At 70.2% G+C, this 23,146-nt stretch carries 29 protein-coding genes and 1 pseudogene; 17 read left to right on the top strand and 13 right to left on the bottom strand.

Annotated features, from left to right (window positions below):
* Positions 1 to 48 precede the first annotated feature (48 nt).
* Together rph and rdgB are read left to right on the top strand one after the other, a co-directional pair.
* The gene (gene rph / locus QH290_RS23075; protein ID WP_280265801.1) at positions 49 to 813 is read left to right on the top strand and encodes a ribonuclease PH; all 765 of its coding nucleotides are present in this window, start codon (positions 49 to 51) and stop codon (positions 811 to 813) included.
* The gene (gene rdgB / locus QH290_RS23070; RefSeq protein ID WP_280265800.1) at positions 810 to 1,421 is read left to right on the top strand and encodes an RdgB/HAM1 family non-canonical purine NTP pyrophosphatase; all 612 of its coding nucleotides are present in this window, start codon (positions 810 to 812) and stop codon (positions 1,419 to 1,421) included. Before rph ends, rdgB begins: the two co-directional genes overlap by 4 nt.
* A gap of 10 nt (positions 1,422 to 1,431) precedes the next feature.
* Here the strand turns inward: rdgB and QH290_RS23065 are convergent, their stop codons facing one another.
* The 3 genes from QH290_RS23065 to QH290_RS23055 are packed head-to-tail and all read right to left on the bottom strand — an operon-like array spanning position 1,432 to position 3,251.
* Positions 1,432 to 1,815, bottom strand: a complete 384-nt coding sequence (locus QH290_RS23065; protein WP_280265799.1) for a DUF3817 domain-containing protein — start codon at positions 1,813 to 1,815, stop codon at positions 1,432 to 1,434.
* 56 nt (positions 1,816 to 1,871) lie between these two features.
* On the bottom strand, positions 1,872 to 2,327 hold the full coding sequence (locus tag QH290_RS23060; RefSeq protein ID WP_280385061.1) for a transcriptional regulator: 456 nt from the start codon (positions 2,325 to 2,327) through the stop codon (positions 1,872 to 1,874).
* Positions 2,328 to 2,375: 48 nt separating this feature from the next.
* Positions 2,376 to 3,251, bottom strand: coding sequence for an oxidoreductase (locus QH290_RS23055; RefSeq protein ID WP_280385060.1), 876 nt, complete (start codon positions 3,249 to 3,251; stop codon positions 2,376 to 2,378).
* Between the two features lie 146 nt (positions 3,252 to 3,397).
* Here QH290_RS23055 and QH290_RS37980 point away from each other — a divergent pair, with 146 nt between their 5' ends.
* Positions 3,398 to 5,446 (top strand): MDR family MFS transporter, encoded by a 2,049-nt coding sequence (locus QH290_RS37980; RefSeq protein ID WP_342213245.1) that lies wholly within the window; start codon positions 3,398 to 3,400, stop codon positions 5,444 to 5,446.
* 134 nt (positions 5,447 to 5,580) lie between these two features.
* Here QH290_RS37980 and QH290_RS23045 read toward each other — a convergent pair.
* From QH290_RS23045 to QH290_RS23035, 3 genes and pseudogenes are all read right to left on the bottom strand, one after another.
* Positions 5,581 to 6,594 (bottom strand): annotated as a pseudogene (locus tag QH290_RS23045) (FAD-dependent monooxygenase); the annotation flags it as partial.
* A gap of 171 nt (positions 6,595 to 6,765) precedes the next feature.
* The gene (locus QH290_RS23040) at positions 6,766 to 7,407 is read right to left on the bottom strand and encodes a PadR family transcriptional regulator (RefSeq protein ID WP_280265795.1); all 642 of its coding nucleotides are present in this window, start codon (positions 7,405 to 7,407) and stop codon (positions 6,766 to 6,768) included.
* 31 nt (positions 7,408 to 7,438) lie between these two features.
* On the bottom strand, positions 7,439 to 7,996 hold the full coding sequence (locus tag QH290_RS23035; protein ID WP_280265794.1) for a TetR/AcrR family transcriptional regulator: 558 nt from the start codon (positions 7,994 to 7,996) through the stop codon (positions 7,439 to 7,441).
* 105 nt (positions 7,997 to 8,101) lie between these two features.
* On the opposite strand from QH290_RS23035, the gene QH290_RS23030 reads away from it, so the two are divergent.
* Positions 8,102 to 8,803, top strand: coding sequence for a class I SAM-dependent methyltransferase (locus QH290_RS23030; protein ID WP_280385056.1), 702 nt, complete (start codon positions 8,102 to 8,104; stop codon positions 8,801 to 8,803).
* Positions 8,804 to 8,860: 57 nt separating this feature from the next.
* On the opposite strand, the gene QH290_RS23025 is transcribed toward QH290_RS23030, so the two are convergent.
* Positions 8,861 to 9,487 (bottom strand): MmyB family transcriptional regulator, encoded by a 627-nt coding sequence (locus QH290_RS23025; protein ID WP_425303642.1) that lies wholly within the window; start codon positions 9,485 to 9,487, stop codon positions 8,861 to 8,863.
* Positions 9,488 to 9,847: 360 nt separating this feature from the next.
* Between QH290_RS23025 and QH290_RS23020 the strand changes: the two genes are divergently transcribed.
* The 5 genes from QH290_RS23020 (at position 9,848) to QH290_RS23000 (ending at position 13,084) form a co-directional block, all read left to right on the top strand.
* A complete protein-coding gene (locus tag QH290_RS23020) occupies positions 9,848 to 10,219 on the top strand; it encodes a BlaI/MecI/CopY family transcriptional regulator (protein WP_280385052.1) in 372 nt (123 codons plus the stop codon).
* Complete coding sequence (locus tag QH290_RS23015; protein ID WP_280385050.1) at positions 10,216 to 11,166, top strand: M56 family metallopeptidase; 951 nt, start codon at positions 10,216 to 10,218, stop codon at positions 11,164 to 11,166. The genes QH290_RS23020 and QH290_RS23015 overlap by 4 nt, the downstream gene beginning before the upstream one ends.
* Before the next feature lie 102 nt (positions 11,167 to 11,268).
* Positions 11,269 to 11,661 (top strand): nitroreductase/quinone reductase family protein, encoded by a 393-nt coding sequence (locus QH290_RS23010; protein ID WP_280265788.1) that lies wholly within the window; start codon positions 11,269 to 11,271, stop codon positions 11,659 to 11,661.
* 120 nt (positions 11,662 to 11,781) lie between these two features.
* Positions 11,782 to 12,402 (top strand): hypothetical protein, encoded by a 621-nt coding sequence (locus tag QH290_RS23005; RefSeq protein ID WP_280385048.1) that lies wholly within the window; start codon positions 11,782 to 11,784, stop codon positions 12,400 to 12,402.
* Positions 12,403 to 12,436: 34 nt separating this feature from the next.
* Positions 12,437 to 13,084: a pentapeptide repeat-containing protein gene (locus tag QH290_RS23000; protein ID WP_280385046.1), complete on the top strand. Its 648-nt coding sequence runs from the start codon at positions 12,437 to 12,439 to the stop codon at positions 13,082 to 13,084.
* 6 nt (positions 13,085 to 13,090) lie between these two features.
* Here the strand turns inward: QH290_RS23000 and QH290_RS22995 are convergent, their stop codons facing one another.
* Complete coding sequence (locus tag QH290_RS22995) at positions 13,091 to 14,038, bottom strand: SDR family NAD(P)-dependent oxidoreductase (protein WP_280385045.1); 948 nt, start codon at positions 14,036 to 14,038, stop codon at positions 13,091 to 13,093.
* Positions 14,039 to 14,165: 127 nt separating this feature from the next.
* Between QH290_RS22995 and QH290_RS22990 the strand changes: the two genes are divergently transcribed.
* The gene (locus QH290_RS22990; protein WP_280385043.1) at positions 14,166 to 15,377 is read left to right on the top strand and encodes a sensor histidine kinase; all 1,212 of its coding nucleotides are present in this window, start codon (positions 14,166 to 14,168) and stop codon (positions 15,375 to 15,377) included.
* Positions 15,374 to 16,018: a response regulator gene (locus tag QH290_RS22985; protein WP_280385041.1), complete on the top strand. Its 645-nt coding sequence runs from the start codon at positions 15,374 to 15,376 to the stop codon at positions 16,016 to 16,018. The genes QH290_RS22990 and QH290_RS22985 overlap by 4 nt, the downstream gene beginning before the upstream one ends.
* Before the next feature lie 12 nt (positions 16,019 to 16,030).
* Here the strand turns inward: QH290_RS22985 and yczE are convergent, their stop codons facing one another.
* Positions 16,031 to 16,654, bottom strand: a complete 624-nt coding sequence (gene yczE, locus QH290_RS22980) for a membrane protein YczE (protein ID WP_280385039.1) — start codon at positions 16,652 to 16,654, stop codon at positions 16,031 to 16,033.
* 283 nt (positions 16,655 to 16,937) lie between these two features.
* Here yczE and trpS point away from each other — a divergent pair, with 283 nt between their 5' ends.
* Complete coding sequence (trpS, locus tag QH290_RS22975; RefSeq protein WP_280265781.1) at positions 16,938 to 17,924, top strand: tryptophan--tRNA ligase; 987 nt, start codon at positions 16,938 to 16,940, stop codon at positions 17,922 to 17,924.
* A gap of 214 nt (positions 17,925 to 18,138) precedes the next feature.
* Positions 18,139 to 18,369 carry a hypothetical protein gene (locus QH290_RS22970; protein ID WP_280265780.1) on the top strand — a complete coding sequence of 77 codons (231 nt, stop codon included), beginning with the start codon at positions 18,139 to 18,141 and terminating at the stop codon, positions 18,367 to 18,369.
* A gap of 43 nt (positions 18,370 to 18,412) precedes the next feature.
* Here the strand turns inward: QH290_RS22970 and QH290_RS22965 are convergent, their stop codons facing one another.
* From QH290_RS22965 to QH290_RS22955, 3 genes are read right to left on the bottom strand one after another with little or no spacing between them, the layout of a single operon-like run.
* A complete protein-coding gene (locus tag QH290_RS22965) occupies positions 18,413 to 18,847 on the bottom strand; it encodes a PaaI family thioesterase (protein ID WP_280385037.1) in 435 nt (144 codons plus the stop codon).
* Between the two features lie 44 nt (positions 18,848 to 18,891).
* The gene (locus tag QH290_RS22960; protein ID WP_280265778.1) at positions 18,892 to 19,614 is read right to left on the bottom strand and encodes a VIT1/CCC1 transporter family protein; all 723 of its coding nucleotides are present in this window, start codon (positions 19,612 to 19,614) and stop codon (positions 18,892 to 18,894) included.
* 50 nt (positions 19,615 to 19,664) lie between these two features.
* A complete protein-coding gene (locus QH290_RS22955; RefSeq protein WP_280265777.1) occupies positions 19,665 to 20,156 on the bottom strand; it encodes a MerR family transcriptional regulator in 492 nt (163 codons plus the stop codon).
* Between the two features lie 79 nt (positions 20,157 to 20,235).
* On the opposite strand from QH290_RS22955, the gene QH290_RS22950 reads away from it, so the two are divergent.
* Together QH290_RS22950 and QH290_RS22945 are read left to right on the top strand one after the other, a co-directional pair.
* The gene (locus tag QH290_RS22950) at positions 20,236 to 20,850 is read left to right on the top strand and encodes a class I SAM-dependent methyltransferase (RefSeq protein WP_425301695.1); all 615 of its coding nucleotides are present in this window, start codon (positions 20,236 to 20,238) and stop codon (positions 20,848 to 20,850) included.
* Positions 20,851 to 20,879: 29 nt separating this feature from the next.
* Positions 20,880 to 21,815, top strand: coding sequence for a phosphotransferase family protein (locus QH290_RS22945; protein ID WP_280265809.1), 936 nt, complete (start codon positions 20,880 to 20,882; stop codon positions 21,813 to 21,815).
* Between the two features lie 7 nt (positions 21,816 to 21,822).
* Here QH290_RS22945 and QH290_RS22940 read toward each other — a convergent pair whose 3' ends face one another.
* The gene (locus tag QH290_RS22940) at positions 21,823 to 22,221 is read right to left on the bottom strand and encodes a nitroreductase family deazaflavin-dependent oxidoreductase (protein WP_280265775.1); all 399 of its coding nucleotides are present in this window, start codon (positions 22,219 to 22,221) and stop codon (positions 21,823 to 21,825) included.
* Positions 22,222 to 22,306: 85 nt separating this feature from the next.
* Between QH290_RS22940 and QH290_RS22935 the strand changes: the two genes are divergently transcribed.
* Together QH290_RS22935 and QH290_RS22930 are read left to right on the top strand one after the other, a co-directional pair.
* Positions 22,307 to 22,894, top strand: a complete 588-nt coding sequence (locus QH290_RS22935) for a TetR/AcrR family transcriptional regulator (RefSeq protein ID WP_280265774.1) — start codon at positions 22,307 to 22,309, stop codon at positions 22,892 to 22,894.
* Positions 22,895 to 22,934: 40 nt separating this feature from the next.
* On the top strand, positions 22,935 to 23,146 hold a 212-nt coding region (locus QH290_RS22930), incomplete at its 3' end, for an alpha/beta fold hydrolase (protein WP_425303641.1).

Genomic DNA, 23,146 nt, shown 5'->3' with positions numbered 1-23,146 from the left:
CCCGAGGTCCCTGCCTGCTCGTCGGGGGCTCCCACTAGGCTGCTGCGTGTGTCTAGACGAGCCGATGGCAGGGCGGACGACGAACTCCGCGAGGTAAAGATCACCCGGGGGTTCACCACGCATCCGGCGGGTTCGGTGCTGGTGGAATTCGGGCAGACGCGGGTGATGTGCACCGCGAGCGTGACCGAGGGCGTACCACCCTGGCGGCGCGACTCCGGATTGGGCTGGCTGACAGCGGAATACGCGATGCTCCCGGCGGCCACGCACACCCGCAGCGGCCGCGAATCGGTGAAGGGCAAGGTCGGCGGGCGCACCCAGGAGATCAGCCGGTTGGTCGGCCGCTCGCTGCGCGCCTGCATCGACCTGGCGGCGATCGGTGAGAACACCATCGCCCTGGACTGCGATGTGCTGCAGGCCGACGGCGGCACCCGCACCGCCGCGATCACCGGCGCGTATGTGGCCCTTGCCGATGCCGTCACCTACCTCGGCGCGGCCGGACAGCTCGCGGATCCGCAGCCCATCTCGTGCATGATCGCCGCGGTCAGCGTGGGCGTGGTCGACGGCCGGGTGCGGCTGGACCTGCCCTATGAGGAGGATTCGCGCGCCGAGGTCGACATGAACGTCGTCGCCACCGACACCGGCACGCTGGTGGAGATCCAGGGCACCGGCGAGGGCGCCACCTTCCCGCGCTCCACCCTGGACAAGCTGCTCGATTCCGCCCTGGCCGGGTGCGATCAGCTGTTCGCGGTGCAGAAGGAGGCGCTGGCGCAGCCGTATCCGGGCGTGCTGCCGGAGCCGGAGAAGAAGAAGTGAGCGGGCGGCGGGTGCTGGTCGCCAGCCGCAACGCCAAGAAGCTCGACGAATTGCGCCGCATCCTCGCCGAGGCCGGGATCGAGGGACTGGAGATCGTGGGGCTGAACGAGGTGCCGCCCTACGACGAGGCGCCGGAAACCGGCGCGACCTTCGAGGAGAACGCGCTGGCCAAGGCCCGCGACGGCGCCGCGGCCACCGGATTGGCCTGTGTCGCGGACGATTCCGGCCTGGCCGTGGACGCGCTCAACGGAATGCCGGGCGTGTTGTCGGCGCGCTGGTCCGGCCGTCACGGCGACGACGCGGCCAATAACGAACTGCTGCTCGGCCAGCTGACCGACGTCCCCGACGCCCGCCGCGGCGCCCGGTTCGTCTCCGCGTGCGCCCTGGTCGCCGACGGCCACGAGGTCGTCGCGGTCGGCGAGTGGCCCGGGTCCATCGCCCGAAAGCCGGTCGGCGACAACGGTTTCGGCTACGACCCCCTGTTCGTTCCCGACGGCGGCACCGCCACCTCGGCCCAGCTCACCCCGGCCGAGAAGGACGCCGCCTCCCACCGCGGCCGCGCCCTGCGCGCCCTCCTCCCCGCCCTGGCCGAACTGACAAAGGGCTGAGCCGGGAGCCTCAGAGGTCGTAGGTCTGCTTGACCTGTTTGGCGTTGACGTGCTCGACGAAGAACGACAGCAGGGGGATGGTGCCTGCGAGGAGGGTGCCGATGGTGCGGCCGATGGGCCAGCGCACCTTGATCGCGAGGTCGGCGGTGACGATCAGGTAGATGAAGTAGACCCAGCCGTGCACGACCGCGATCCAGCTCGGGGTCTCGACGTCGAACCCGTACTTGGCGATCATCTCCGCGGTCAGCAGCAGCAGCCACAGGCCGGTGGTCCAGGCCAGCGCCCGATACCGCAGCAGCGCGGGCCTCACCTTCGTCGCGTCGGCCGCGGCGGTCGGCCTCGATGCCCGCGCATCCGCCCCCGCGGTATCGGTCGAGTTCTCGGTCGCGCTCACCCGGCGCTCCTCTCGGTGGTCATGAGTGTTCGTTCGCGCACGCCTTGCGTGGGGTGTCAACGGGTGCTCCGCTCGGTGGTGCGGGCGTCTAGTCCTGCGGTGCGCATCTGCTGGTCCAGGTCCTGCGCGTGCAGGTCGGCGAGGTATCGGTTGTATTCGGCCAGCACCGGATCGTCGTCGCGCGGGGCGGTCGGCCGTTCGGGCAGCAGGCCCGCCGGGATCTCGCGCGGCGCAACGGGTTTCGCGCTGCTGCGTGGCGGTGGTGCAGACGTTTCCGCATCGGCTGCCGTCGGCTCGTCGGCGTTGCTGTCGCGCTCGAGGCGCACGAAACGGAAATAGGCGAACACCACGAATCCGGCGAACAGCGGCCACTGCAGCGCGTAGCCCAGATTCTGGGCGGAGCCGGTCGCCGACTCGAACCGCCCCCACTGCCACCAGCCGAGGGCCAGGCAGGCCAGTGCGGCAGCGACCACCAGAATGATCAGAGCCGGGCGACGGTGTGGAGCGGACACGCCTACCACGGTACTCGTCTACTACACGATACGTAGTGGCAGGCCCGGCTAGAACTTGTAGGTGACGCCGGTCAGGCGCTCCGACTCCTCCCACAGGCGCGACCACAGCTCGCGGTTCTGCGACAGCTTGCTCGACGGCGAGGGCTTCACCGGCCCCTGCGCGCCGAACAACCGTGTCGGCCCCCAGTAGATGTTCGGATCGGCATCGGGCATGGTGGCGGCGAACTCGCTGGACTGCGCGGCCTTGGCGGGGGAGTGGCCGACCATGGCGATGAACGGCTTGGCGATCCGGTCGATCGGCGTCTCGGTCCGGGTGAACAGGTCGGTCGCCGAGACGCCGGGGTGTACCGCGTAGGAGCGCTTGGCCGAGCCGGATTCGGCCAGTCGTCGCTGCAACTCGCGCGCGAACATCAGATTCGACAGCTTGGCCTGGGCATAGGCCAGGTTGCGCTGATACTTGCGATGCTCGTAGTTGAGGTCGTCGACCCACAGCTTCGGCGTCTGCCGGTGCGCGATGCTGGCCAGCGAGACGACCCGGTCGCGGATGCGGTCCAGCAGCAGGCCGGTCAGCGCGAAGTGGCCGAGATGATTGACGCCCCACTGGGTTTCGAAGCCGTCCTTGGTGCGCGAGAACGGGATGTTCATCAGGCCCGCGTTGTTGATCAGCACGTCGAACTCGCCGGACTGCTCGGCGAATTCGCGGACCGACGCGAGATCGGCCAGGTCCAGCGCGGCCACCCGGACATCGCCGTCGATGCGGTCGGCGATCTCCTGCGCCTTGGTGGTGTTGCGGCAGGCCATGATCACCGTGCCGCCCTTACCGGCCAGCACCCGGCTGGTGTGCTTGCCGATACCGCCGTTGGCACCGGTGATCACGAACGTCCGCCCGGTCAGATCGGGAATTTCGCTGGGATTCCACGCCATGGTGCGACCTCACTACCTACCGTGTACGAGAAGCGTCGGTGCATTCTCTCACGGCGACCTTACTCCAGAGTAAGTTCTGGCGAAAGTGTCTGAGTCGGCAGCCGTGTCCTCCGGCCTGAATCGGCCTGGCAGCACATACTGAGCTAATGACCGCAGCTCCCGCAGCTCCCGCAGTCACCGATTCCCCCGCGCCCGTCAGCCACGCCCGGGCCAATGTCGTGTTCGGCACGGTCGTGCTGGGCATGCTCATGGCCGCGCTCGACCAGACCATCGTGTCCACCGCCCTGCCGACGATCGTCGCGGACCTGGGTGGGGCGGGGCATATGGCCTGGGTGGTCACCTCCTATCTGCTCGCGGAGGCGGTGGCGACCGCGCTGGCGGGCAAGTTCGGCGACCTGTTCGGCCGCAAGCGCGTGTTCCAGCTCAGCGGTTTGATCTTCATCGTCGGGTCGATGATCGCCGGGCTGGCGCACGGGATGACGCTGCTGGTGGTCGCCCGCGGTATTCAGGGCGTCGGCGCGGGCGGTCTGATGGTGACCGCGATGGCCCTGATCGCCGACGTCATCCCGCTGCGCGAGCGCGGCAAGTATCAGGGCGCGCTCGGCGCGGTCTTCGGTATCACCACGGTGATCGGCCCGACACTCGGTGGGCTGTTCACCGACCACGCCAGCTGGCGCTGGTGCTTCTACGTGAACGTGCCCCTCGCGATCCTGATGATCGCCGTTGCGGCGCGGGCGATTCCGTCGATTCGCGCGGCGGTGCGCCCGGCGGTCGACTACGCCGGTATCGCGCTGGTCGCCGTCGGCGTGAGCTGCCTGATCCTGGCCTTGGAATGGGGCGGGCAGGAGTACCCGTGGGGCTCGGCGATGATCATCGGCCTGTTCGTGGCCGCGGTAATCCTGTTGGCGGCCTTCGTCTTCGCGGAACTGCGCGCGAAGGAACCGATGTTGCCGATGCATCTGTTCCGCAGCAATGTCTTCACCGTCTGTTCGATCCTGAGCTTCATCGTCGGCTTCGCGATGCTGGGGGCGATGACCTACCTCCCGGCGTATCTCCAATACGTGAACGGGGTTTCGGCGACCGCCTCCGGGGTGCGCACGCTGCCACTGGTGGTGGGTCTGTTCACCACCTCGATCATCTCCGGCCAGGTGGTCGGAAAGACCGGGCACTACAAGTACTTTCCGATCGCGGGCACCGCCGTGATGGCGCTCGGGTTGTATCTGATGTCGACCATGGACCGCACCACCGGCATCTGGCTGGAGTCGCTCTACATGCTCATCCTGGGCCTCGGCATCGGTCTGGCCATGCAGGTGCTCACGATCGTGGTGCAGAACACGGTTCCCTACGCCGACCTCGGCACCGCAACCTCCGGTGTGACGTTCTTCCGGACCGTCGGAAGTACCTTCGGCACAGCTATTTTCGGAACGCTGTACACCAATCAGATCGGCAAGGATCTGGCCGGGGCGCTCGCTCAGGACCCGGGCATTCCACCGGCCGCCGCGGGCAATCCGCAACTGCTGCGGGAACTTCCGCAGGAGCAGAGGATTCCGATCATCGACGCCTACGCCCACACCATCGACCACGTGTTCCGCTGGGTGGTTCCGGTGGCGGTGGTCGGATTCCTGGTGGCCTGGTTCCTGCGGCAGGTGCCGCTGCGCGACAGCGCGCGTGCCGAGGCCACCGATGTGGGCGGTGGGTTCGCGGTGCCGGATTCGGTGGATCGCGCTGTGCGGCTGGAGCATTCGCTGGCCACCGTGATGCGCAGGCTGCGCGACGACGAGCTGCCCGACCCGCGCATTCTGGCGGCCGCGGACAGTTCCCTGACCCGCGATCAGGCCTGGGCGATCGGGCAGGTGGAGATGCTGAACCGCGTGCGCGGCGGCGCCACGCTGGCGGCGATCGCCCGGGCTCACTGGATGCCGCCCGAGGTGCTGGAGCCGGTGTACGACAGGGCCGTTCGCAACGGCTATGTCGAATTCGACGGTGACCTCATCGATCTCACCGACGCGGGCCAGGGCGAGTTCGATCGGATCTTCGCCGCGTGGCGCCGATGGCTGTGCGGCTACCTCGACGACTGGGACTGCTCGGACCCCGAGGACCGGCTGCTGCTGGACCGGGCGCTGGACAATATCGCCGCGAAGCTGCTCGACGAGGCGGACCGGCCGGGGGCCGGGGCATCCCAGTTGATGACGTAGCTCTGCTCGCGGGTCATCGTCTCCTCCAGCTTCATCAGCTTGGCCATGGCGGGCATCATGACCGGCATCATGCGCCGCATGACCGGGCCCATGGTCTTGCTGTGGCTGAGCTTGGCGCCGCGGGCGGCGATCTTCTCGACCCGCGGTCGCCGGATCCGCTCGTAGGTGGCGAAAGCCGTTGCCGGATCATCGAAGTCGCGCAGGCAGCGCGCCAGCTCGATGGCGCTCTCGATGGCCAGCGACGCACCCTGGCCGGTGCTGTTCGACGGCGCGTGCACCGCGTCGCCGACCAGCACCATCCGGCCGCGGTACCAGGTCGGCACCGGCGGCATGATGTGCAGGGCGCCCACCGGCACCAGTTCCTCAGGTGTGGTGTTGCGGGCCAGTTCGCCGCCGGGGACGTCGTCGCCGTAGGTCTCCCGCAGGATGCGCAGCCATCGCTCGGCCGGTACCTGCCGGGCCTCGGTCAGCGACATGTACTGCTTGTGCGGCAGGTTCACACCCCACCCGATGCGGCCGTCCGGCAGCGACCAGTACAGGTAGTAGGCGTTCTTGCCGTACGCGAAAACCATTGTCTGCGGCGGGATTTCGACCGAGCATCGGATGTAGGCGCCGAAACCGAGCATCCCGAGATAGTCCGCGGCCGGTGCCTTCGGATCGATGAGCGTGCGCACCTGCGACTTGATGCCGTCCGCCCCGATCAGCAGATCGGCGGTGGCCGCGGAGCCGTCGGCGAAGTGGGCGGTGACGCCGTCGGTGTGCTCGTCGACGCGCACGAGCCGCTTCCCGTACTCGAACGGCACGCCCGCCGCGACGGCCCCGCCGTGCAGCACCTCGTGCAGGGCGCTGCGGTCGACCACGTGCAGCGGCTCGAGCCCGGCGGGCGCGGGCAGAGCGATCTGCTTGTGCCCCAGCGACATCACGGTATCGGTCATCGGCAGCGCGACCTTGCGCATCGCGTCGCCGATGCCGAGGACGTCCAGGGCGGCCAGACCGTTCGGGGCGAAGCCGAGCGCGCTGCCGATGTTGTAGGCGGGCCCCGGATACGCCTCGAAGACGCGGGCCTCGATGCCCGCCTTGCGCAGTGCCGTGGCGGCCACCGGGCCGGCGATGCCGCCGCCGATGACCAGGGCGGTCCGAATGGACATGAGTGTTACTCCCTCGTGGGTTCGGATGTCCGCACCGATCCACGGCAGGGGAGCCCGGTTATCCTGTAGTCGCCAAACTCGGTCCGGGTTCGCCTGCGTGGATGCGGTTCGAGACGGTGATTCGATCGGGCTCGGTGAGGTGTTGCCGCACCTCTCCGGGCCCGGTTGCGGTTACGTGAATTCCCCCCTTTCGACCCTTTCGACGACCTCGGCGGGCGCCATACCCTCGGCGTGCCACTGCCGCCACAGGTCCACGCCGGGGAAGGTTGCGGACGTCAGTTCCTCGCGCAGCGAGCGCACCCAGGCGGCCTCGGCCTGCAGCATCGCGATGTCGTATTCGCTTTCGATGAGAAACAGCCGCGGCACCGCGGCGGCCTTCTCCAGTTCGCGGCGGAGGTCGGCGATCGTCCGCTCCAGGCCGTCGAGCCGCTGGCTCAGCAGGGAGACCACCTCGTCGGGCGGGAGCAGGGCGAGGATGGACAGGCCCGCCATGAACCGGTGGGGTTCGGGCTCGGGCGTCGAGAGCAGCTCCCGCGTCCAGTCCTCCAGCTCGGCGCGGCCCGCCGGGGTGATGGTGTAGATCGTCCGCTCCGGGCGCGCGCCCTCCCGCTCGCTGCCGACGACCTCGAGGAAGCCGTGCTTGTCCAGGTTCTGCACCACGGTGTACAGCGAGCCCCACTTGATATCCATATCGCGCTCTTTGCCGCGCTGCTTGAGCACGGCGGCGATCTCGTAGCGATGCATCGGCCGCTCGACCAGCGCCGCGAGCACGGCCAGGGCCAGCAGATTGCCGACCTTGCGTTTCTTGGCCACCGCACCTCCTTACTCGCCTACGAATATACGTCTACGAGTATCTGGCGGCAAGGCCCGGGCCGACCAGCGACTCGAAGCGGCGGAACGCCGTATCCGGCGGTGTCGGATGCGCGGGATCGATGACCGAGCGGATGAGCCCGACCAGGCCCCAGGACAGGAAGGCGATGGTGTCGGCGAATTCGTCGTCCGGCATATCGAGCCGGTCGCGGAGGTGATCGGCCAGCATTCCGGCGACCATCTGCGGGGCGGCGCGCAACGGCACCGGCCCACTCTTCGGGCCGATGAGCGCGCGGTAGAGGTCGGGGTGCTCGGCGGCGAGCCGGAGCAGCGTGCGGGCGGGAGCCAGGGGCGGGGCCGTGCGCGGAACCGTGTGGGCCACCGCCTCGCGCAGGTATTCGGTGCTGCTCACGACCAGCAGGTCGTCCTTGTTGCGGAAATGCGCGTAGAAGGTGGAGCGGCCGACGTCGGCCCGGTCGAGGATGTCCTGCACCGTGATGCGGGCGTAGCCGCGCTCGAGCATCAGCCCGATCAGCGCCTGATGCAGGGCGAGGTGGGTGCGGCGCACCCGGCGGTCGGTCGGCTGGGGCAACGGTGGCTCCTGTTTCCGGACACTCTGCGGGGATCCGTTCCGATCCGGACGGATCGGCCCGCTTCGGTTCTGGTCGGGCGGTGACTCCGCTCCGATGATGAACATATGTCCCGAAACGTACAAGTATTTCCCGTTACCGTTCCCGACGAGGCCGGGCTGCTGATCACCAGCCCGCGCCGATACAACGCGCTCAATGCCCTGATCTTCGGTGGCGGGCATCGCCGCCTGATGGCCGAGCTGGCCGCCGCCAGCGGCGCCGGACCGGGCGATCGGGTGCTCGACATCGGTTCCGGCCCAGGCAAATTGGCCGCGGCCCTCGCGGCGAGGGTCGGGCCGGGCGGCGTGCTCGGCGTCGATCCGTCCGGTCCGATGGTCGACTTCGCCCGCGCGCACGTGCCGGACTGTCGCTTCGAAATCGGTGTGGCGCAGTCACTTCCGGTGGGTGCTGCCGAAATAGACGTGGTCACCTGCACATTCGTCATGCATCACGTGGCGGCGGGGCATCGCGAGGCCGCGCTGGCCGAGATGTGGCGGGTGCTGCGGCCGGGCGGTCGGCTGCTGCTCGCCGATGCCCACCCGAGCGGTCTGATGCGAGCCGTCGCCGGTGTCATGGGCCGGATCTCGCGTCGCCACACGCACGGCCACGCGCCGAGCGGCGTGGAAAGTCCTGCGGCGCAGCGGGACCCGTTCGCCGAGGTGGACGTCCGGCGTTACGCCGACACGCTACGAGCCATAGGTTTCGAGCCACCGGAGTTCATCGTGAGCCGCCACGCCACCGGCTTCCTGACGACGCACAAGCCCCTGTAAAACGCAAGGCCAAATCCGATCCGCTTGCGTTGTGCCTGCGCGGGGCAGGTCCCGTCCTCACCGCTGGGACGCGCGCTTGCGCAGGATCTCCGCGGTGGGTTCGTCGGCGGGCAGGAATGCCTCCAGATGTAGTTCCGCCAGGGAGATGTCGGTGGCGGTGGCGAAGGAGGTGAGGGTGGTGATCAGGCGCAGCTCGCCCGCCTCGGTGCGCAGCTGTAGTGGCACCGCGAAGCCGAGGTATCCGGGTCCGGGCTCGACCGGCGGGAGGTATCCCTCCAGTTCGGCGATCAGGTCGTCGAGTTCGGGGCTGATCCGGGCCCGGGTGCGCAGCGACTCGGTGACGTGGCGGCCCCATTCGGGCAGGTTGAGGACCCGCCGGGCCAGGCCGTCGGGGTGCAGCGTGAGCCTGCGGACGTTGATCGGCGGCCGCAGCAGCTCGGGTGCGCACTCGTCGAGGAAGACGTCGAAGGCGGCATTGGATTCGATCAGCGTGCTGTGCCGGTCCACGATCAACGCCGGATAGGGCATGTGCCCGTCGAGGATTCCGCGTAGGGCCTCCCGCACCGGCTCCAATTGCGGTGCGTCCAAACCGGATTCGCCGAAGGCGGGGGCGAACCCCGCCGCCAGCAGCAGCGAATTGCGTTCGCGCAGTGACAGTTCCAGCGATTCGGCCACCGGGAACATGCGACCGCCCCGGGATGCGGCGTGCCGGCGCCTGGCCCGGGGCGGTGCTCGTCACGAGCGTGGTGGACCGGCGTGCGGCGCGTGTTGTCCCCATGCGCCGCGCGATTCACCAGGGATGATGAGGGAAACCCCGGTGCCGCGCGCACGACCGGCCGACGGCTTCGTGACGATCGGCGGGCGCTGAGGGTGAACGACCGCCGAGGTCTGTTCTACTATCTACGTACGTAGACAGTAGATTACCCTGTCGGGATCGGTCAAGCGATTCTCGCTGCCGCTCCGCCTGACCTACTGTCTATGTACGTAGATAGTATGCACGTGGGCCGCCCGGTGATTCGGAGCGGTCGACGACGAGGAGGTGCTGTGCGTACGCGCGGATTCGGGGAACTCGAGACGGTGGTCATGGACCGTCTCTGGAACCGAGACGGCGTCCCGACCACCGTCCGGGAGCTGTTCGACGAGCTGACCGCCGAACGCGAGATCGCGTACACGACGGTCATGTCCACCATGGACAACCTGCACCGCAAGGGCTGGCTGGCGCGCCGCCGAGAGGGGAAGGCGTTCCGCTACTGGCCGACGCTGACCCGCGAGCAGCACAGCGCCAGGCTGATGCGGGAGGCATTGGACGGCGGCGGCCGCTCCGATCTGGTACTGGCGCATTTCATCGAGCAGATCGGCCCGGAGGAGTCCGAGCGGCTGCGCGCCGCGCTGCGCAGACTGGCGGACGGCACGTGAGTGTTGCGCTCGGCCTGTTCGTCTACGCGACGGCGGTGGCGGTGCTGGCGCCGCGCGTGCTGCCGCGGCTGACCCGGCACGGTGTCGTTCCCCACCTGGGCGTGGTGGCCTGGCTGACGCTGATCCTGAGCGTGCTCGGGTCCTGGAGTGCCGGACTGCTGCTGGCACTGGCCGATGTCACCCACACCTGGTTCCGCCCGGACCGGTTGGTGGCCTCGGGGCTGCACGAGGCGGAGGAGATCGCCACCGGCCATGCCGGGCTCGCCGCCCAGCTCGGGCTGATGGCCGTGACCTGCGTATTGACGGTGCTGGCGATCGTGCTCGGCATCCGGCTGGCCCGGTTGCAGCTGCGCATGCGGCTGCGGGCGCGCGAACACGCCGACGCGCTGCGCATGACGGGCCGCCGCGTGCGCCGCCACCGGACCGCCGACCTGGTGGTCCTCGATGCCGCCGAGCGCGCGGCCTACTGCGTGGCGGGCTCGCCGAATGTCGTGGTGGTCACCACCGGCGCCCTGGCCGCGTTGCGGGACGAGGAACTCGACGCGGTGCTGGCGCACGAGCACGCGCATCTCGAACGCCGCCATCCGCTGGTGCTGACGGTGATGCGCGGCCTGGCGACGACGTTTCCGCGATTGCGGCTGTGCACCGTCGGCGCGCGGGAGGTGGCGCGGCTGCTCGAGATGTGCGCCGACGACGCCGCGGTCCGCCGGCACGGCCGCGCGCCGCTGCTGTCGGGTCTGCTCACCCTCTCCGGCGCGGCGCCCGCCGGTGCGCTGGCCGCCAGCGGCGCCGATGTGCTCGCCCGCGCCGAGCGCCTGGCCGCGCCGCGCGCCGGATGGCACGTGCACACCCGTGCCGGGCTGCTCACCGGCATCGCGCTGGCCGTCGGCGGGCCGCTGCTGATCGGCGCCACCGCGGCCTCGGGAATTCTGATCTGTTTGATGTAGCGCTCTGTCCTCGATCCGGCCACGGGAATCTAGGCGCTCACCGACAACGGCCGGACGGATTTCGAACCCGTGCGGTGACGGCGCCGGTGTTACCGTCGGGCCATGGTGAATCGGCGCGATATCCAGCACCGGCTGGTGACGACGTTCCAGCGCAACATCGGCAATCCGCTGCTGCGCCGGCTGGGCGCGCAGACCCTGCTGGAGACCACGGGCCGCGTGAGCGGGCAGCCGCGCGTCACCCCGATCGGCGGGCGGCGCACCGGTAATTCGTTCTGGTTCGTCTCCGAATTCGGCGAGCGCTCCCAGTACATCCGCAATATCCGGGCCGACAATCGGGTGCGGCTGCGCCTGCACGGCCACTGGTACACCGGCACCGCGCATCCCGTGCCGGACGACGACGCGCGGGCGCGGCTGAGGGAGCTGCCGCGCGGCAACAGCACGGTCGTGGCCGCATTCGGCACCGATCTGCTGTCGGTGCGCATCGATCTGGACTGACGGATCGGCCGCGCGGGCGCGTCACAGCGCCCCCAGCGCCGCCCTTTTCGGTATCGTCCCAGGTGACCGGGCTTTTCGGGTCAGCGTCCGCGACGCTGGTGCAACGAAAGGGTTCCGACGATGGTGTCACCGGACAGGCCGCCGACCGGGGGGAACAATACCGCGCGCAATGTGGCCATCGCGGCCGTCGTCGTGGCCGTCATCGCGGTGGCGGCGCTGGTGGGGGTGCTGCTCGACCGATCGGACAAGGACACCGCCGCTCCGGCATCGACGACCGGCGGCGCAGAGCCCGCGTCGACCGGGGCCCGCGCGACATCCGCACCGCCGGTGCCCGAGCGCCGGATCGGCGGAGACTGCTCGGCGGGCGGGATCGCGGCGCAATGGCAGCCCGCACCCGACGGCACCCTGAACTGCACGCCGCTGTCACAGATCGCCGAACCGCACCGGATCGGCGACGACTGCTCGCACGACGGCATCATCGCGCAGTGGGGCCGCGGGCCCGACGGTGCCTGGATCTGCATTCCGCAGCCGCAGGGCGCTCCCGTCGAGGAGCCGGCGCCCGCCCCGCAGCCGTATGTGGCGCCCTACGTGCCGGAACCGGCGCCGATCCCCGACGAACCCGCGCCCGAGCCGGAGCCCGAGCCCGCACCGCCGCCCGCGCCAGAACCGCCCCCGCCACCCCCGCCGCCGCCCCCGCTCATTCCGCTGCCGCCGTTACCGCCGTTCCCCGGGATCGGCTAGTCGCGGTGTCGGTGCCCTCGCCTAGGGTGCAGGGGTGCCCCGCGAGTTGACCGATCTGCCCTATGCCCGGTTCCTGGAGCCCTTCGAGGGCGAGCCGGAGTCCGACACCGAATACGAGAGCGTGCACATGGACGGTGTCGCCTTCGAGGGGCTCGACGTCGGCGGCAGCAAGTTCGTCGAATCCGCGTTCACCGCAGCCGAATTCGCCGGTGGCATGCTGCGCTACGCCCGCTTCGACGATGTCTGGCTGCGCCACGTGCGGTGGATCGGCACCAATCTCGGCCAGACCGGTTGGCTGAACACCGAATTCGTCGATTGCGCGCTGTCCGGAGTCGAGGCTGTCGGGGCGCAGCTGCGGCGGGTCCGGTTCGAGGGCTGCAAATTCGATTCGGTGAACCTGCGCAACGCGGCGCTGCAGGACGTCACCTTCGCCGACTGCGTCCTGCGCGACGCCGACTTCGGCGAGGCGACCCTGACCCGGGTGAGCTTCCCCGGCACCCGGCTGGACCAGGTCGCACTGCACGGCGCCACCCTGCACGAGGTCGATCTGCGCGGCGCGGTCAACCTGGAGATCGCCGCCGGGATCGAGTCCCTGAAGGGCGCCACGATCAGCACGATGCAGCTGCTGGATCTGGCCCCGGCGTTCGCGCGCGCCGCGGGAATCATCGTGCGCGACAACTGAATCCCGTCAGGCGTGCGCGGTCTTGCCGCCGTCGATGACCAGCTGCGCGCCGGTGAGGTAGGGGTGTTCGGGCGAGGCCAGCGTGAGGGCGAATGCCGCCACCTCCTCCGGGGTGGCGAGGCGGCCGAGGCCGGGCACATTCGATTTCGCCCACTGCCGCATCGCCACCCGGTACGCATCGTCGGGCAGGCCGCCGATGGGGCTGAGGTCGCGGACCAGATCGGTGTCGGTGGTGCCGGGGACGAGCGCGTTGACCCGGATGCCGTCGCCCGCGTAGTCGAGCGCGGCCGACTGGACCAGTCCGACCAGCCCGCGCTTGCTCGCCGTGTATGCGGCGCGCCCGGCATCGGTGGCGAGGGCGTTCGACGAGGAGGTGACCACGATGGTGCCGCCGCCGGACCGGATCATGTGCGGCACTTGGTATTTCATGGCCAGGAAGGTGCCGCGCAAGTTGGTGTTCAGGACCCTGTCGAAGTCGTCGGCACTGTACTCGTGCAGCTTCTTCTGAATGGTGATACCGGCATTGTTGAACGCGACGTGCAGGCCACCGTACTTCGCGACCGCCGCGTCGACGAACGCCCGGATCTCGTTCTCCACCAGGACATCGGCGCGGAAATACGTGGCTTCCCCTCCGGCTCCGCGGATCTCGCGTTCCACCGCCTGCCCGCGCTCGGTGCGCCTGCCGCAGAAGGCGACTCGCGCGCCCTCGCCCGCGAACAGCCGGGCCGCCGCGGCGCCGATCCCCGAGGTGGCGCCGGTGATCAGCACGGTCCGGTTCTCGAAACGACTCCGGGCGGGCGGCGAGCCGGGCGCGTTGGAGTCCGCGCCCAGCGATACCCCGGCGGCCAGTCCCGCGGCGCCCGCGACCGCACCCGACGTCGCGATGGCGCCCAGCATCGCGCGCCGACTGGGCCGGGCCGGGCGGGTGGTGGGTGCGCTGTCCTCATCGGTCATGCCACCACCGTGCCCGGTGGCCGGGCCCGAGGAATCGGCCCCGGGGCCCGACCCGGCGACCGCCGGAACGAGCCGCCTCCTCCCGAGGTAGGAGACGCGCGGGGCCGCCGGGCGGCATGATGTGAGCGTGGAGGATGCTGCGGACCCGGCGAGTAGGCGGGCGCGACGGCGGCCGCAGGGCGGGCGGCGCGCGGTCCATCCCGATTCGACCGGCGTGCTGCGCGGCATCGAGTGGCTGCTGTCCCCGCGGTCGGTGCCGGTGCGGCTGGCCGTGCTGGTGGCGCTGGCCGCGGGCTGCCTGGCCTGGTTGAGCGATTCCGCGGCGGCCGTCGACTGGGCGATCGGCCTGGCGGCGGTGGCCGCGACGGCGGGCGGGGTGCGCTGGCCGCTGGCCGCCTCGCTGGCGACCACCGCGATCCTGGCGCTCGGATTCGAATTCGGGCACACCGGACCCGTCGTGGCCAAGGTGGCGGCGGCGGTGGCGCTCACCGAATTGGCTGCGCGACAGGGGAACTGGCGACCCTGGCTCGGGGCCGCGGCGCTCGCCGGTGCCTATCTGCTGCACCAGGCGGGCGGCGCGGGCGCGACCGGATACCGGGCCGTGGTGATGGCCGGACTGCCGCTGCTGCTCGGCGGACTGCTGCGGGGCGCGCTCGAGAGTGCGGACCGGGCCCGGCGCGCCGCCGACGAGATGGCGCAGCACCGGCTGGCGGAGGTCGCCGCCGCGCGCGCCGCCGAACGCACCGCGATCGCCCGGGAGCTGCACGACCTCATCGCGCACCACGTCTCGTCGGCGGTGCTGCGGGTGGGGGTGGCGCGACATGCGCTGCCCGAGGCGCCGCCCGCGGTGCGCGAGGTGCTCGACGATATCCACGCCAGCGGCAAGGAAACCCTGGACGATCTGCGGAAACTGGTGACGATCCTGCGTGATCCGGACGGCGCGGGGGAGTCGTTCGTCGCGCCGGGCGATCTGCCCGCGGCGATCGAGGCGGCCGTGGCCCGGACCCGGCGGCTCGGGCCGCGGGTGGACACCGAGATCGGTGACGTCACCGCGGTGGACCCGCTGTCGGCGCTGACCGTGCTGCGGCTGACCCAGGAGGGGCTGGCCAACGCGGTCAAGCACGGCGGCCGGAATGCGGTGGCGCGGTTGCGGATCGGCGTCGGCGACGGAGTGGACTTCCTGCTCACCAACGAGGGCGCACCCGGCCTCGTCACGGCGGGCGGTGTGGGGCTGATCGGCCTGTCCGAGCGGGTCCAGCTGCTCGGCGGCACGCTGACCGCCGGACCGACCGCCACGGGCTGGCGCCTCGCGGCACACCTGCCGGGCCGGGCGTCGTGACCGTCCGGGTGCTGCTGGTCGACGATCAGCAACTGGTGCGCGCCGGGCTGCGCATGCTGTGCGAGAACGCCGACGACCTGGAGGTGGTGGGGGAGGCGGCCACCGGCGCCGACGCGGTGCGCCTGGCCGAGCGGACCCGTCCCGACGTGGTGCTGATGGATCTGCGCATGCCCGGCATGGACGGAATCCGTGCCACTGCAACCATTCTCGCCGCCCGCCCGGCCACCCGGGTGCTGGTGCTGACCACCTTCGACGACGACGAGCATCTGTACCCGGCGCTGCGGGCGGGCGCCTGCGGATTCCTGGTCAAGGACGCCTCGCCGACCGACCTGCTCGACGGCATCCGCCGCGCGGCCGCGGGCGATCGGCCCTTCTCACCCGATGTCCTGGTCCGCGTGGTCGATTCGGCGGTGGCCGCGCACGGCACGCACGAAAAGCCCATGCCCGCAACGATTCCGGGTCTGACGTCGCGGGAAGCCGAAGTGCTGGATCTGGTTTCGCAAGGGCTGTCCAATGGCGAGATCGCCGACCGGCTGCACGTCGGCATCACCACCGTGAAGACCCATATCGCCAATCTGATGGCGAAAACCGGTGCCACCAACCGGGTCCGGCTCGCGGTCCTGGGCCTGCGGCGGCGCTGAGCGCGGTGGGTGTCAGGCGAGCGCGGGCTCGGGTTCGCGGCGGGTGCCGTGGAAGCCGGGGAGCCAGCGGTCGACCAGCGGGATCATCAGGTGGATCAGCGGGCCGATGCCGAAGGCGTAGACGAGGGTGCCGATGCCGACGCTGCCGCCGAGCAGCCATCCGGTCACCAGGACGGTCGCCTCGATGCCCGTGCGGATCGCCCAGACCGGGCGGCCGGTGCGCTGCACCAGGCCCGTCATCAGTCCGTCGCGCGGCCCCGGCCCCATCCCGGCGCCGATGTAGAGCACGGTGGCCACCGCGTTGAGGACCACGGCCGCGGCCATCGCGCCCACCCGCACGGGCAGCGCCTGCACCTGCGGCAGCAACCACAGCCCGACATCCACCGAGATCGCGATCACCACGACATTGCTCACCGTGCCCAGCCCCGGCTTCTGACGCAGCGGTATCCAGGCCAGCAGCACCGCCACCCCGGTCACCGCGGTCACGGTCCCGAAACTCAGTGGGACGTGCCGAACCACGCCCTGGTGGAACACATCCCAGGGATCCAGTCCGAGCGCCGCCCGGATCATCACGGCCACGGAGAATCCGTACAGCCACAAACCGACATAGAGCGCGCAGAGACGACGGAGCAACATTCGGCCAGCATGCACCATGACTGGACCCCTGATACAGGTCCAGTAGCCGATAACTGGACCCGCATACTCGGTTCCAGTCCGGATAATCCGTGGTGCGCTCCGCCCGGCCGGTGCTAGCGTCCGAGGTATGCGGATCAGCGCTCGTCTCGCGTGGTGGCTGCCCTAGGGCGGCCCGCAGCTCCCGCATGTCCTCGTTCCGCGGCCGCCCGTATGGGGCGGCCGTTTCCGAATACCGACGCGGTGGTCCGACCGGGTGGCGGTCACTCCCGGAAAGGAACCCACCATGCCGCGCAGGCTCACGGCCTTCACCCCCTCGGGCGAACTTCACCTCGGCAACTACTTCGGGGCCATCGCCCCGCTCACCGAGCGGCAGACGTCCTCGACCGACACCGTCGTCTTCGTCTCCGACCTCCACGCCCTGACCCTGGACCACGACCCGGCCGAAGTACGCAGGCGGACACTGGAATTCGCCACGCTGCTGCTGGCCGCCGGGGTGGATCCAGAGCGCTGCCTGTTCCTGGCGCAGTCGCATGTGCCCGAGCACACCGAGCTGCACTACCTGCTGGAATGCGTCGCCGGATACGGCCAGGCGCAGCGGATGATCCAGTTCAAGGAGAAGTCCCGGCGCCTGCGGCAGGTGCGGACGTCACTGCTGACCTATCCGATTCTGATGGCCGCCGACATCCTGCTCTACGACACCGACGAGGTGCCGGTCGGCGCGGATCAGCGCCAGCACGTCGAGCTGGCCCGTGATGTCGCGGTGCGGTTCAACGCGTCCTACGGGGCGGTCTTCACCGTCCCGCACGCGGTGAACCCGCCCGTCGCCGCCCGCATCATGGACCTGGCGGATCCGAGCCGCAAGATGAGCAAATCGGTCTCGGCCGCGGGGTCGCTCCGCCTGCTGGACACCCCGGACGTGCTGCGCCGCAAGGTGATGCGCGCGGTGACCGACGGTGGCACCGAGGTGATCCACGACCCCGAGGCGAAGCCGGGCATCGCCAATCTGCTGACGATTCTGGCCGCCTGCACCGGCACCCCGCCCGAGCTGCTGGCCGACAAGCTCGACGGCTACGGCGATCTGAAGCATGCGGTCGCCGATGCCGTGGTGGCGGTGACGGAGCCGATCCGACGGCGGTACGAGGCGCTTTCCGGTGACCCGGACCACGTGCGGGAACTGCTGCGGCGCGGCGCGAGCGTCGCCCGCGGGCCCGCGCGCAGGAAGATCGCGCTCGTGAAGGAGGCCATCGGGCTGTTGCCCCCGGTCGAATGAGATACCCACCCCGCTGTGACTCTCGGCCGCGGATCGAGGACTTTGGTCCCCAATTGGTCACCGATCCGCCGTAATCGTGCCCGCGGTACTGGCGCGAGATCGGCCCGCACCGTCACTATGACCTTGCGCGACGGTCTTCAGTCCGGGGGGGAGCCGCTCACTCGAGCCGTCATCGGGTCGCGCCGAATCTCGGTGTCCTGCAGGGGGTCACATCATGGAGAGAAGGCTCGCCGTGGCCTTGGTCGCGACGGCCGGTGTGCTGACCTTCGCGTTCGCTGTCGGCTTCGCATTACCCGCGGCGGCCTCGACCGGAGCGCTGAACTTCGTCGTCGGGGTCGTCTCCAGCGCACTGGTCGGCGCCGGGCTCGGAGCCGTGCTGCACGTCAGCAGTTCCCGGGCGGCACGCGCGCGGTCCGATGTCACACGGACCGACGGCGATCCATGAGTTCGTCACCGAACGCTGAACGGCTCCCTGCCGTGCGGACCGCTCATCCGCCGAGCGGGATCACCCTCGCCGTGGCCGTGGCGGTGCCGACGACCTCGTCGTCCGGATTACGCAATTCGCCTGCGAGGAACGCGATATCGCCGTCCCGGCGCACCACCCGGCCGGTACCGCGCAGCCGCCCGGTCCGCGCGGGACGCAGGAAACTCACCTGGAGATCGAGCGTGGACTGGAATTCGTCCGGGCCGAGCGTGGCCAGAAGCGCCGGGCCGACCGTGTCGTAGAGCATGGCGGCGACGAACGCGCCCAGCACCTCGCCCATCGGATTGGTGAACGCCTCCGTCGCGGTGAAGGCGAGTTCGATGGTCCCGCTGTCGATATCGGCCTCGAGGAATTCGAAGCCGAGCGTCTGCGCGGCGCGCGGCATCGGCGCGCGGCCCTGCACACCGTCCCAGAACGGTCCCCGTCGCTGATCGGTCATGCGTTCACTGTGTCAGGCGCGGGGCATCGGCGGCGGACTTTGCCTCAATGCTCGACGCCGGGGATCTGGCCGATGGCGAAGGTGACGGCCATGGCCAGAGCCCCGCCGATCACCACGCGGGCCGTGGCGCGGCGCGGGTTGCTGCCGCCGAGCCGGGCGCTGATCGATCCGGTGACGGCCAGCGCGACCAGCACGGCGGCGACGGTCACCGGGATCCGCCACGACACCGGCGGGAGCAGGATCGCCAGCAGCGGCAGCAGCGCACCGCAGGTGAACGACACCGCGGAGGAGAACGCGGCCTGCCACGGGTTGGTGAGTTCGTCGGGGTTCAGGCCCAATTCGGCCTCGGCGTGCGCGGCGAAGGCGTCGTGCGCGGACAACTCCTCGGCGACCCGGCGGGCCGTCTGCGGCGACAGGCCCTTGCGCTGATAGATCTCGGCGAGCTCGGCCAGCTCGTAGTCCGGTTCCTCGGCGAGCTCTCGCTTCTCCTTCGACAGCAGCGCCCGCTCCGAATCGCGCTGGGTGCTGACCGAGACGTACTCTCCGGCGGCCATCGAGATCGCCCCGGCCACCAGCCCGGCCACGCCCGCGGTCAGGATCGGGGTGGTGCTGGTGGTCGCCGCCGCCACGCCGACCACCAGACCGGCGGTCGACACGATGCCGTCGTTGGCGCCGAGCACGCCCGCGCGCAGCCAGTTCAGCTTGGCGGCCAGGCCCTGGGTGTGTGGTTCGTGCGGATGCGTCGCGCTGCCGGTCGTGTCGTCCACGACCAGCAGACTAAGCCCGGATCACCGCGGCCCTCGGGATCTGGCCGCGGTCATTTACCGGGCTCGTGGCTCGTCAGGCTGCGCAGCAGCGGACCGCCGCGCTGCGCGGGATCGCCGAGCAGGGGCAGGGCCCGCGCCAGCAGGTCGCGGAAGTGCGGGCAGGTCCGCATGTCGGCGGCCGCGCAGTCCTGCGCGTGCCCGATGGCCGCCAGCGCGGCCTGCGCCTGCGCGATCTGCTCCCGCAGCCGGGCCTGATGCGCCTGCAGCAGCCTGCGGCGACCGGCCCGGTCCGTCGCGGTGGAGAACAGATCGCGAATCTCCTCCAGCGAGAGCCCGATGCCCTTGGCGACCAGGATCAGCGCGACCGTCTCGACATCGCCCTGCCCGTAGCGGCGGCGTCCGCCCGAATCCCGGTGCGGCGCCAGCAGTCCCATATCCTCCCAGTGCCGCAGCACATGCGTGGCCAGCCCGAAACGCGCGGCCAGCTCGCCGATCGGCAGCTCCGCCGTCGCTCGGGCTCCGGCGTCGAGAGCACGGGTCATATCCCCATGATGCAGGTTCAGGTCGACATGAAGTCAAGGCGGTAGCATGCGTGGGGTGAACGCCGTTGCCGCACGCGTGATGTCCGCCCTCGCCGCCCAGCTCGGCAATCCGCACGGACTGCTGGGCAAGGGCGTGGCGGTCATGCTGAACCGCTCCAACCGCTTCGCGATCGACGGCGCCGTCGAGGCCGCCGCGGTGGCCCTGGGCGAGGCGGCGGCGGATATCGGCTTCGGTGGCGGCGTGGGGCTGTCGCTGCTGCTGGACCGGGTCGGTCCGGACGGCACGGTGCACGGCGTGGAGCTCTCGCCGGACATGCTGGCGCGGGCCAAGTCTCGGCTCGCGCGCCCGATCGGCGAGGGCAGGCTGCGGGTACTGCAGGGTTCGCTCACGGAGCTGCCGCTGGCCGAGTCGAGCCTGGACGCCGCGATCACGGTGAACACCGTGTATTTCGTGCCCGAACTCGACCGTGCCTGTGCGGAACTGGCGCGCGTGCTGCGCCCGCGGGGCCGTCTCGTGGTGGGCATCGGCGACCCGGACGCCATGGCGAAGATGCCGTTCACCGCCTACGGCTTCCGGCTGCGGCCGGTGGCGGAGGTGATCGGCGCGCTGGAGCGGGCGGGCCTGACCGTCGAGGACCGCCGCATCGACCGGCAACCGATCCCGGCGCACCTGCTCATCGCCCGCAGGGCCTGAGCGGCGATCCGTACGATGCACCCGTGGACATGAGTGCGAGCGTGCGGTTGCCGCGGGACTGGGAGGCACGGGTCCGGGATGCGCTCGCCGCCTCACCGGACCCGGATCTGGCCACGGGCACGCTGCGTTTGCTGGGTGCCGGGATGGACAGTGTGGCGCTGCTGCTCGAACGCCGCGAGACCTCGTATGTGCTGCGGCTGCCGCAGGATCCGCACGGGGCCGAGGGGATCGCGCACGAGGCGGCGCTGCTGCCCGAACTGGCCGAACGGCTGCCGGTGCCGATCCCGCGATTCTCGTTCACGGCACCGAATCCCTTGGGGCCCGGTGCGTTCTGTGTGTATCCGGCCGTGCCGGGCGAGTCGCTGCCGGATGAGCAGTGGAGGCGGCGAGGACTGCTGGAGCTGCCGGAGACGTCCCGGCGGATCGCGGAGCTGATCGACGGTATCCACGACTTCCCCGTGGCGCGTGCCCGCGAGCTCGGGATCGAGACCTGGGATCTGCGAGCCGATTTCACCGCCGACCTGAAAACCGTTCGCGCCGAGGTGCTTCCGCTGATTTCCGCGCGGGAGGCGACGATGCTGCTGCGGGCGTGGGAGGGCTATCTGGGCGACGACGGCAACTTCGACTATCGCCCGACCCTGCTGCACGCCGATGTGAGCCTGGACCATCTGCTGGTGACGGGGACGCAGATCACCGGACTGATCGACTTCGGGGACGTCGAGATCGGCGACCCGGACTACGACCTGTGCTACCTGTACCCCGACGCCGGTCGGGATCTGGTTCGCTGCGTACAGCGGTGCCGTGGAAGGGAACTCGACACGCGGCTGGAATCGAAGCTGCGCTTCTGGGCCTGCGCGGATCCCGCGCTCGACGTGCTGCACGCACTGGAGAACGATATGCCGCGGTTCCGGCAGGAGCGGCTGCGGGTGCTGAGCGAGGCGCTCGAGCGGTTCCAGGGGCGGTAGGGCCCGATCAGGCGGCCACCGACTCCCGCACCACATCGACGCTCAGGAAGTCTGGCGCCTTGATCACATATCGCAACATGAACCGGATGAACGCGGGCATATCGCTCGCGCTGTCGTCCCGGTATACCCGGGGATTGCCGACTTCGTAACGGCGGCCGCGGCTTTCGAGCTCGCACCCGTCGGCGGCGAGCACATTGCGCACCCAATCCGAGTGCGGCCCGTAGGTCAGCGCGATCACATACCCGCCGGGGCGGCGGAAGGCCCACAGCGGCGTCCGGAATGTCTTGCCGGACTTGCGTCCCCGGTGGATCACCACGGCCCAGCCCGGCGCGCGGGGCGCGATGAAGCGCGTGACCCTGTTCAACCCGAATTTGTTGGCGCGGGCGAGCCATCGCGGAGCCGGCATCGGAAACTCCTCACTTGTTGAATTTCTGGTCCCAGGCTAGCGCCGGGCGGCGGCGAAAGTCAACGACTGTAGAATTTCCGGCATCATGCCTCCGATCGGACGACGCCCAGGGAAGACCGACACCCGGCAGGTGCTGCTGGACACCGCGCGGCACAAGTTCGCCGAGTCGGGTTTCAAGCAGACCTCGGTGCGCGAGATCGCCGCCGCGGCGGGCGTCGACCCCGCGCTGATCAGGCACTATTTCGGCAGCAAGGCCGAGCTGTTCCGCGCCACCATGGGCTGGCCGTTCGATCCGGCCGATATCGCCAGCCGCATCGTCGACGGCGACCGGGACGCGCTGGGGACACGGCTGACGCACGTGTTCTTCGAGGCATGGGATCGGGCGCCCTCGCGCGCGCCGCTGCTGGCGATCCTGCGCGGGGCGGCGACGCACGAGGAATCCGCAACCCTGGTGCGCGAGTTCATCCAGAACCAGGTGTATTCGCAGCTGGCGGCGGCCCTGCCCGGCCCCGACGCCGAGCTGCGGATCGATCTCGCGATGGCGCAACTGCTGGGCATCGCCTACCTGCGCTACATCCTGAAGGTGGAACCGATCGCATCGGAGTCGCTGGAGGAACTCGTGGTCCGGGTGGCACCGGTGATCGACATCCACCTGGCCGCGGCCGGTGGATGACGCACCGAAATTCGTTTGCGCCCACCGGCAGGATGGTCCGGTGGACATTCCCGTTCTGGATTTCGATGGTCCGGGTCGGCCGGTCGTCGCGCTGCACGGAAGCTTCGGGCGGGGCGCCATCTTCGCCGAGCTGGCCCGGATGCTGTCCGGCAGCGCCCGGCACGTGGCGCCCCCCCAGCGCGGTCACGGCCGCCCCCGCCCGGCCGCCAGCTATTCGAGCGCCGATTTAGTGGCCCGCCCCGCGGCCCGGGT

The sequence above is a fragment of the Nocardia wallacei genome, from assembly GCF_029869545.1.
Classification (GTDB): domain Bacteria; phylum Actinomycetota; class Actinomycetes; order Mycobacteriales; family Mycobacteriaceae; genus Nocardia; species Nocardia wallacei_A.
Note: the sequence above shows the minus strand (reverse complement) of the source record. Positions and strands in the feature narration are given on the sequence as shown.

Excerpts from the sequence above, each read along its gene's own strand:
- QH290_RS23055 (WP_280385060.1), bottom strand. The coding sequence starts at position 3,251 with ATGGCGTGGAATCCCAGCGAAATTCCCGATCTGACCGGGCGGACGTTC.
- QH290_RS37980 (WP_342213245.1), top strand. The coding sequence starts at position 3,398 with ATGACCGCAGCTCCCGCAGCTCCCGCAGTCACCGATTCCCCCGCGCCC.
- QH290_RS23030 (WP_280385056.1), top strand. The coding sequence starts at position 8,102 with ATGTCCCGAAACGTACAAGTATTTCCCGTTACCGTTCCCGACGAGGCC.
- QH290_RS23025 (WP_425303642.1), bottom strand. The coding sequence starts at position 9,487 with ATGTTCCCGGTGGCCGAATCGCTGGAACTGTCACTGCGCGAACGCAAT.
- QH290_RS23010 (WP_280265788.1), top strand. The coding sequence starts at position 11,269 with ATGGTGAATCGGCGCGATATCCAGCACCGGCTGGTGACGACGTTCCAG.
- QH290_RS23005 (WP_280385048.1), top strand. The coding sequence starts at position 11,782 with ATGGTGTCACCGGACAGGCCGCCGACCGGGGGGAACAATACCGCGCGC.
- QH290_RS22995 (WP_280385045.1), bottom strand. The coding sequence starts at position 14,038 with ATGACCGATGAGGACAGCGCACCCACCACCCGCCCGGCCCGGCCCAGT.
- yczE (WP_280385039.1), bottom strand. The coding sequence starts at position 16,654 with ATGTTGCTCCGTCGTCTCTGCGCGCTCTATGTCGGTTTGTGGCTGTAC.
- trpS (WP_280265781.1), top strand. The coding sequence starts at position 16,938 with ATGCCGCGCAGGCTCACGGCCTTCACCCCCTCGGGCGAACTTCACCTC.
- QH290_RS22970 (WP_280265780.1), top strand. The coding sequence starts at position 18,139 with ATGGAGAGAAGGCTCGCCGTGGCCTTGGTCGCGACGGCCGGTGTGCTG.
- QH290_RS22965 (WP_280385037.1), bottom strand. The coding sequence starts at position 18,847 with ATGACCGATCAGCGACGGGGACCGTTCTGGGACGGTGTGCAGGGCCGC.
- QH290_RS22955 (WP_280265777.1), bottom strand. The coding sequence starts at position 20,156 with ATGACCCGTGCTCTCGACGCCGGAGCCCGAGCGACGGCGGAGCTGCCG.
- QH290_RS22950 (WP_425301695.1), top strand. The coding sequence starts at position 20,236 with ATGTCCGCCCTCGCCGCCCAGCTCGGCAATCCGCACGGACTGCTGGGC.
- QH290_RS22945 (WP_280265809.1), top strand. The coding sequence starts at position 20,880 with ATGAGTGCGAGCGTGCGGTTGCCGCGGGACTGGGAGGCACGGGTCCGG.
- QH290_RS22940 (WP_280265775.1), bottom strand. The coding sequence starts at position 22,221 with ATGCCGGCTCCGCGATGGCTCGCCCGCGCCAACAAATTCGGGTTGAAC.
- QH290_RS22935 (WP_280265774.1), top strand. The coding sequence starts at position 22,307 with ATGCCTCCGATCGGACGACGCCCAGGGAAGACCGACACCCGGCAGGTG.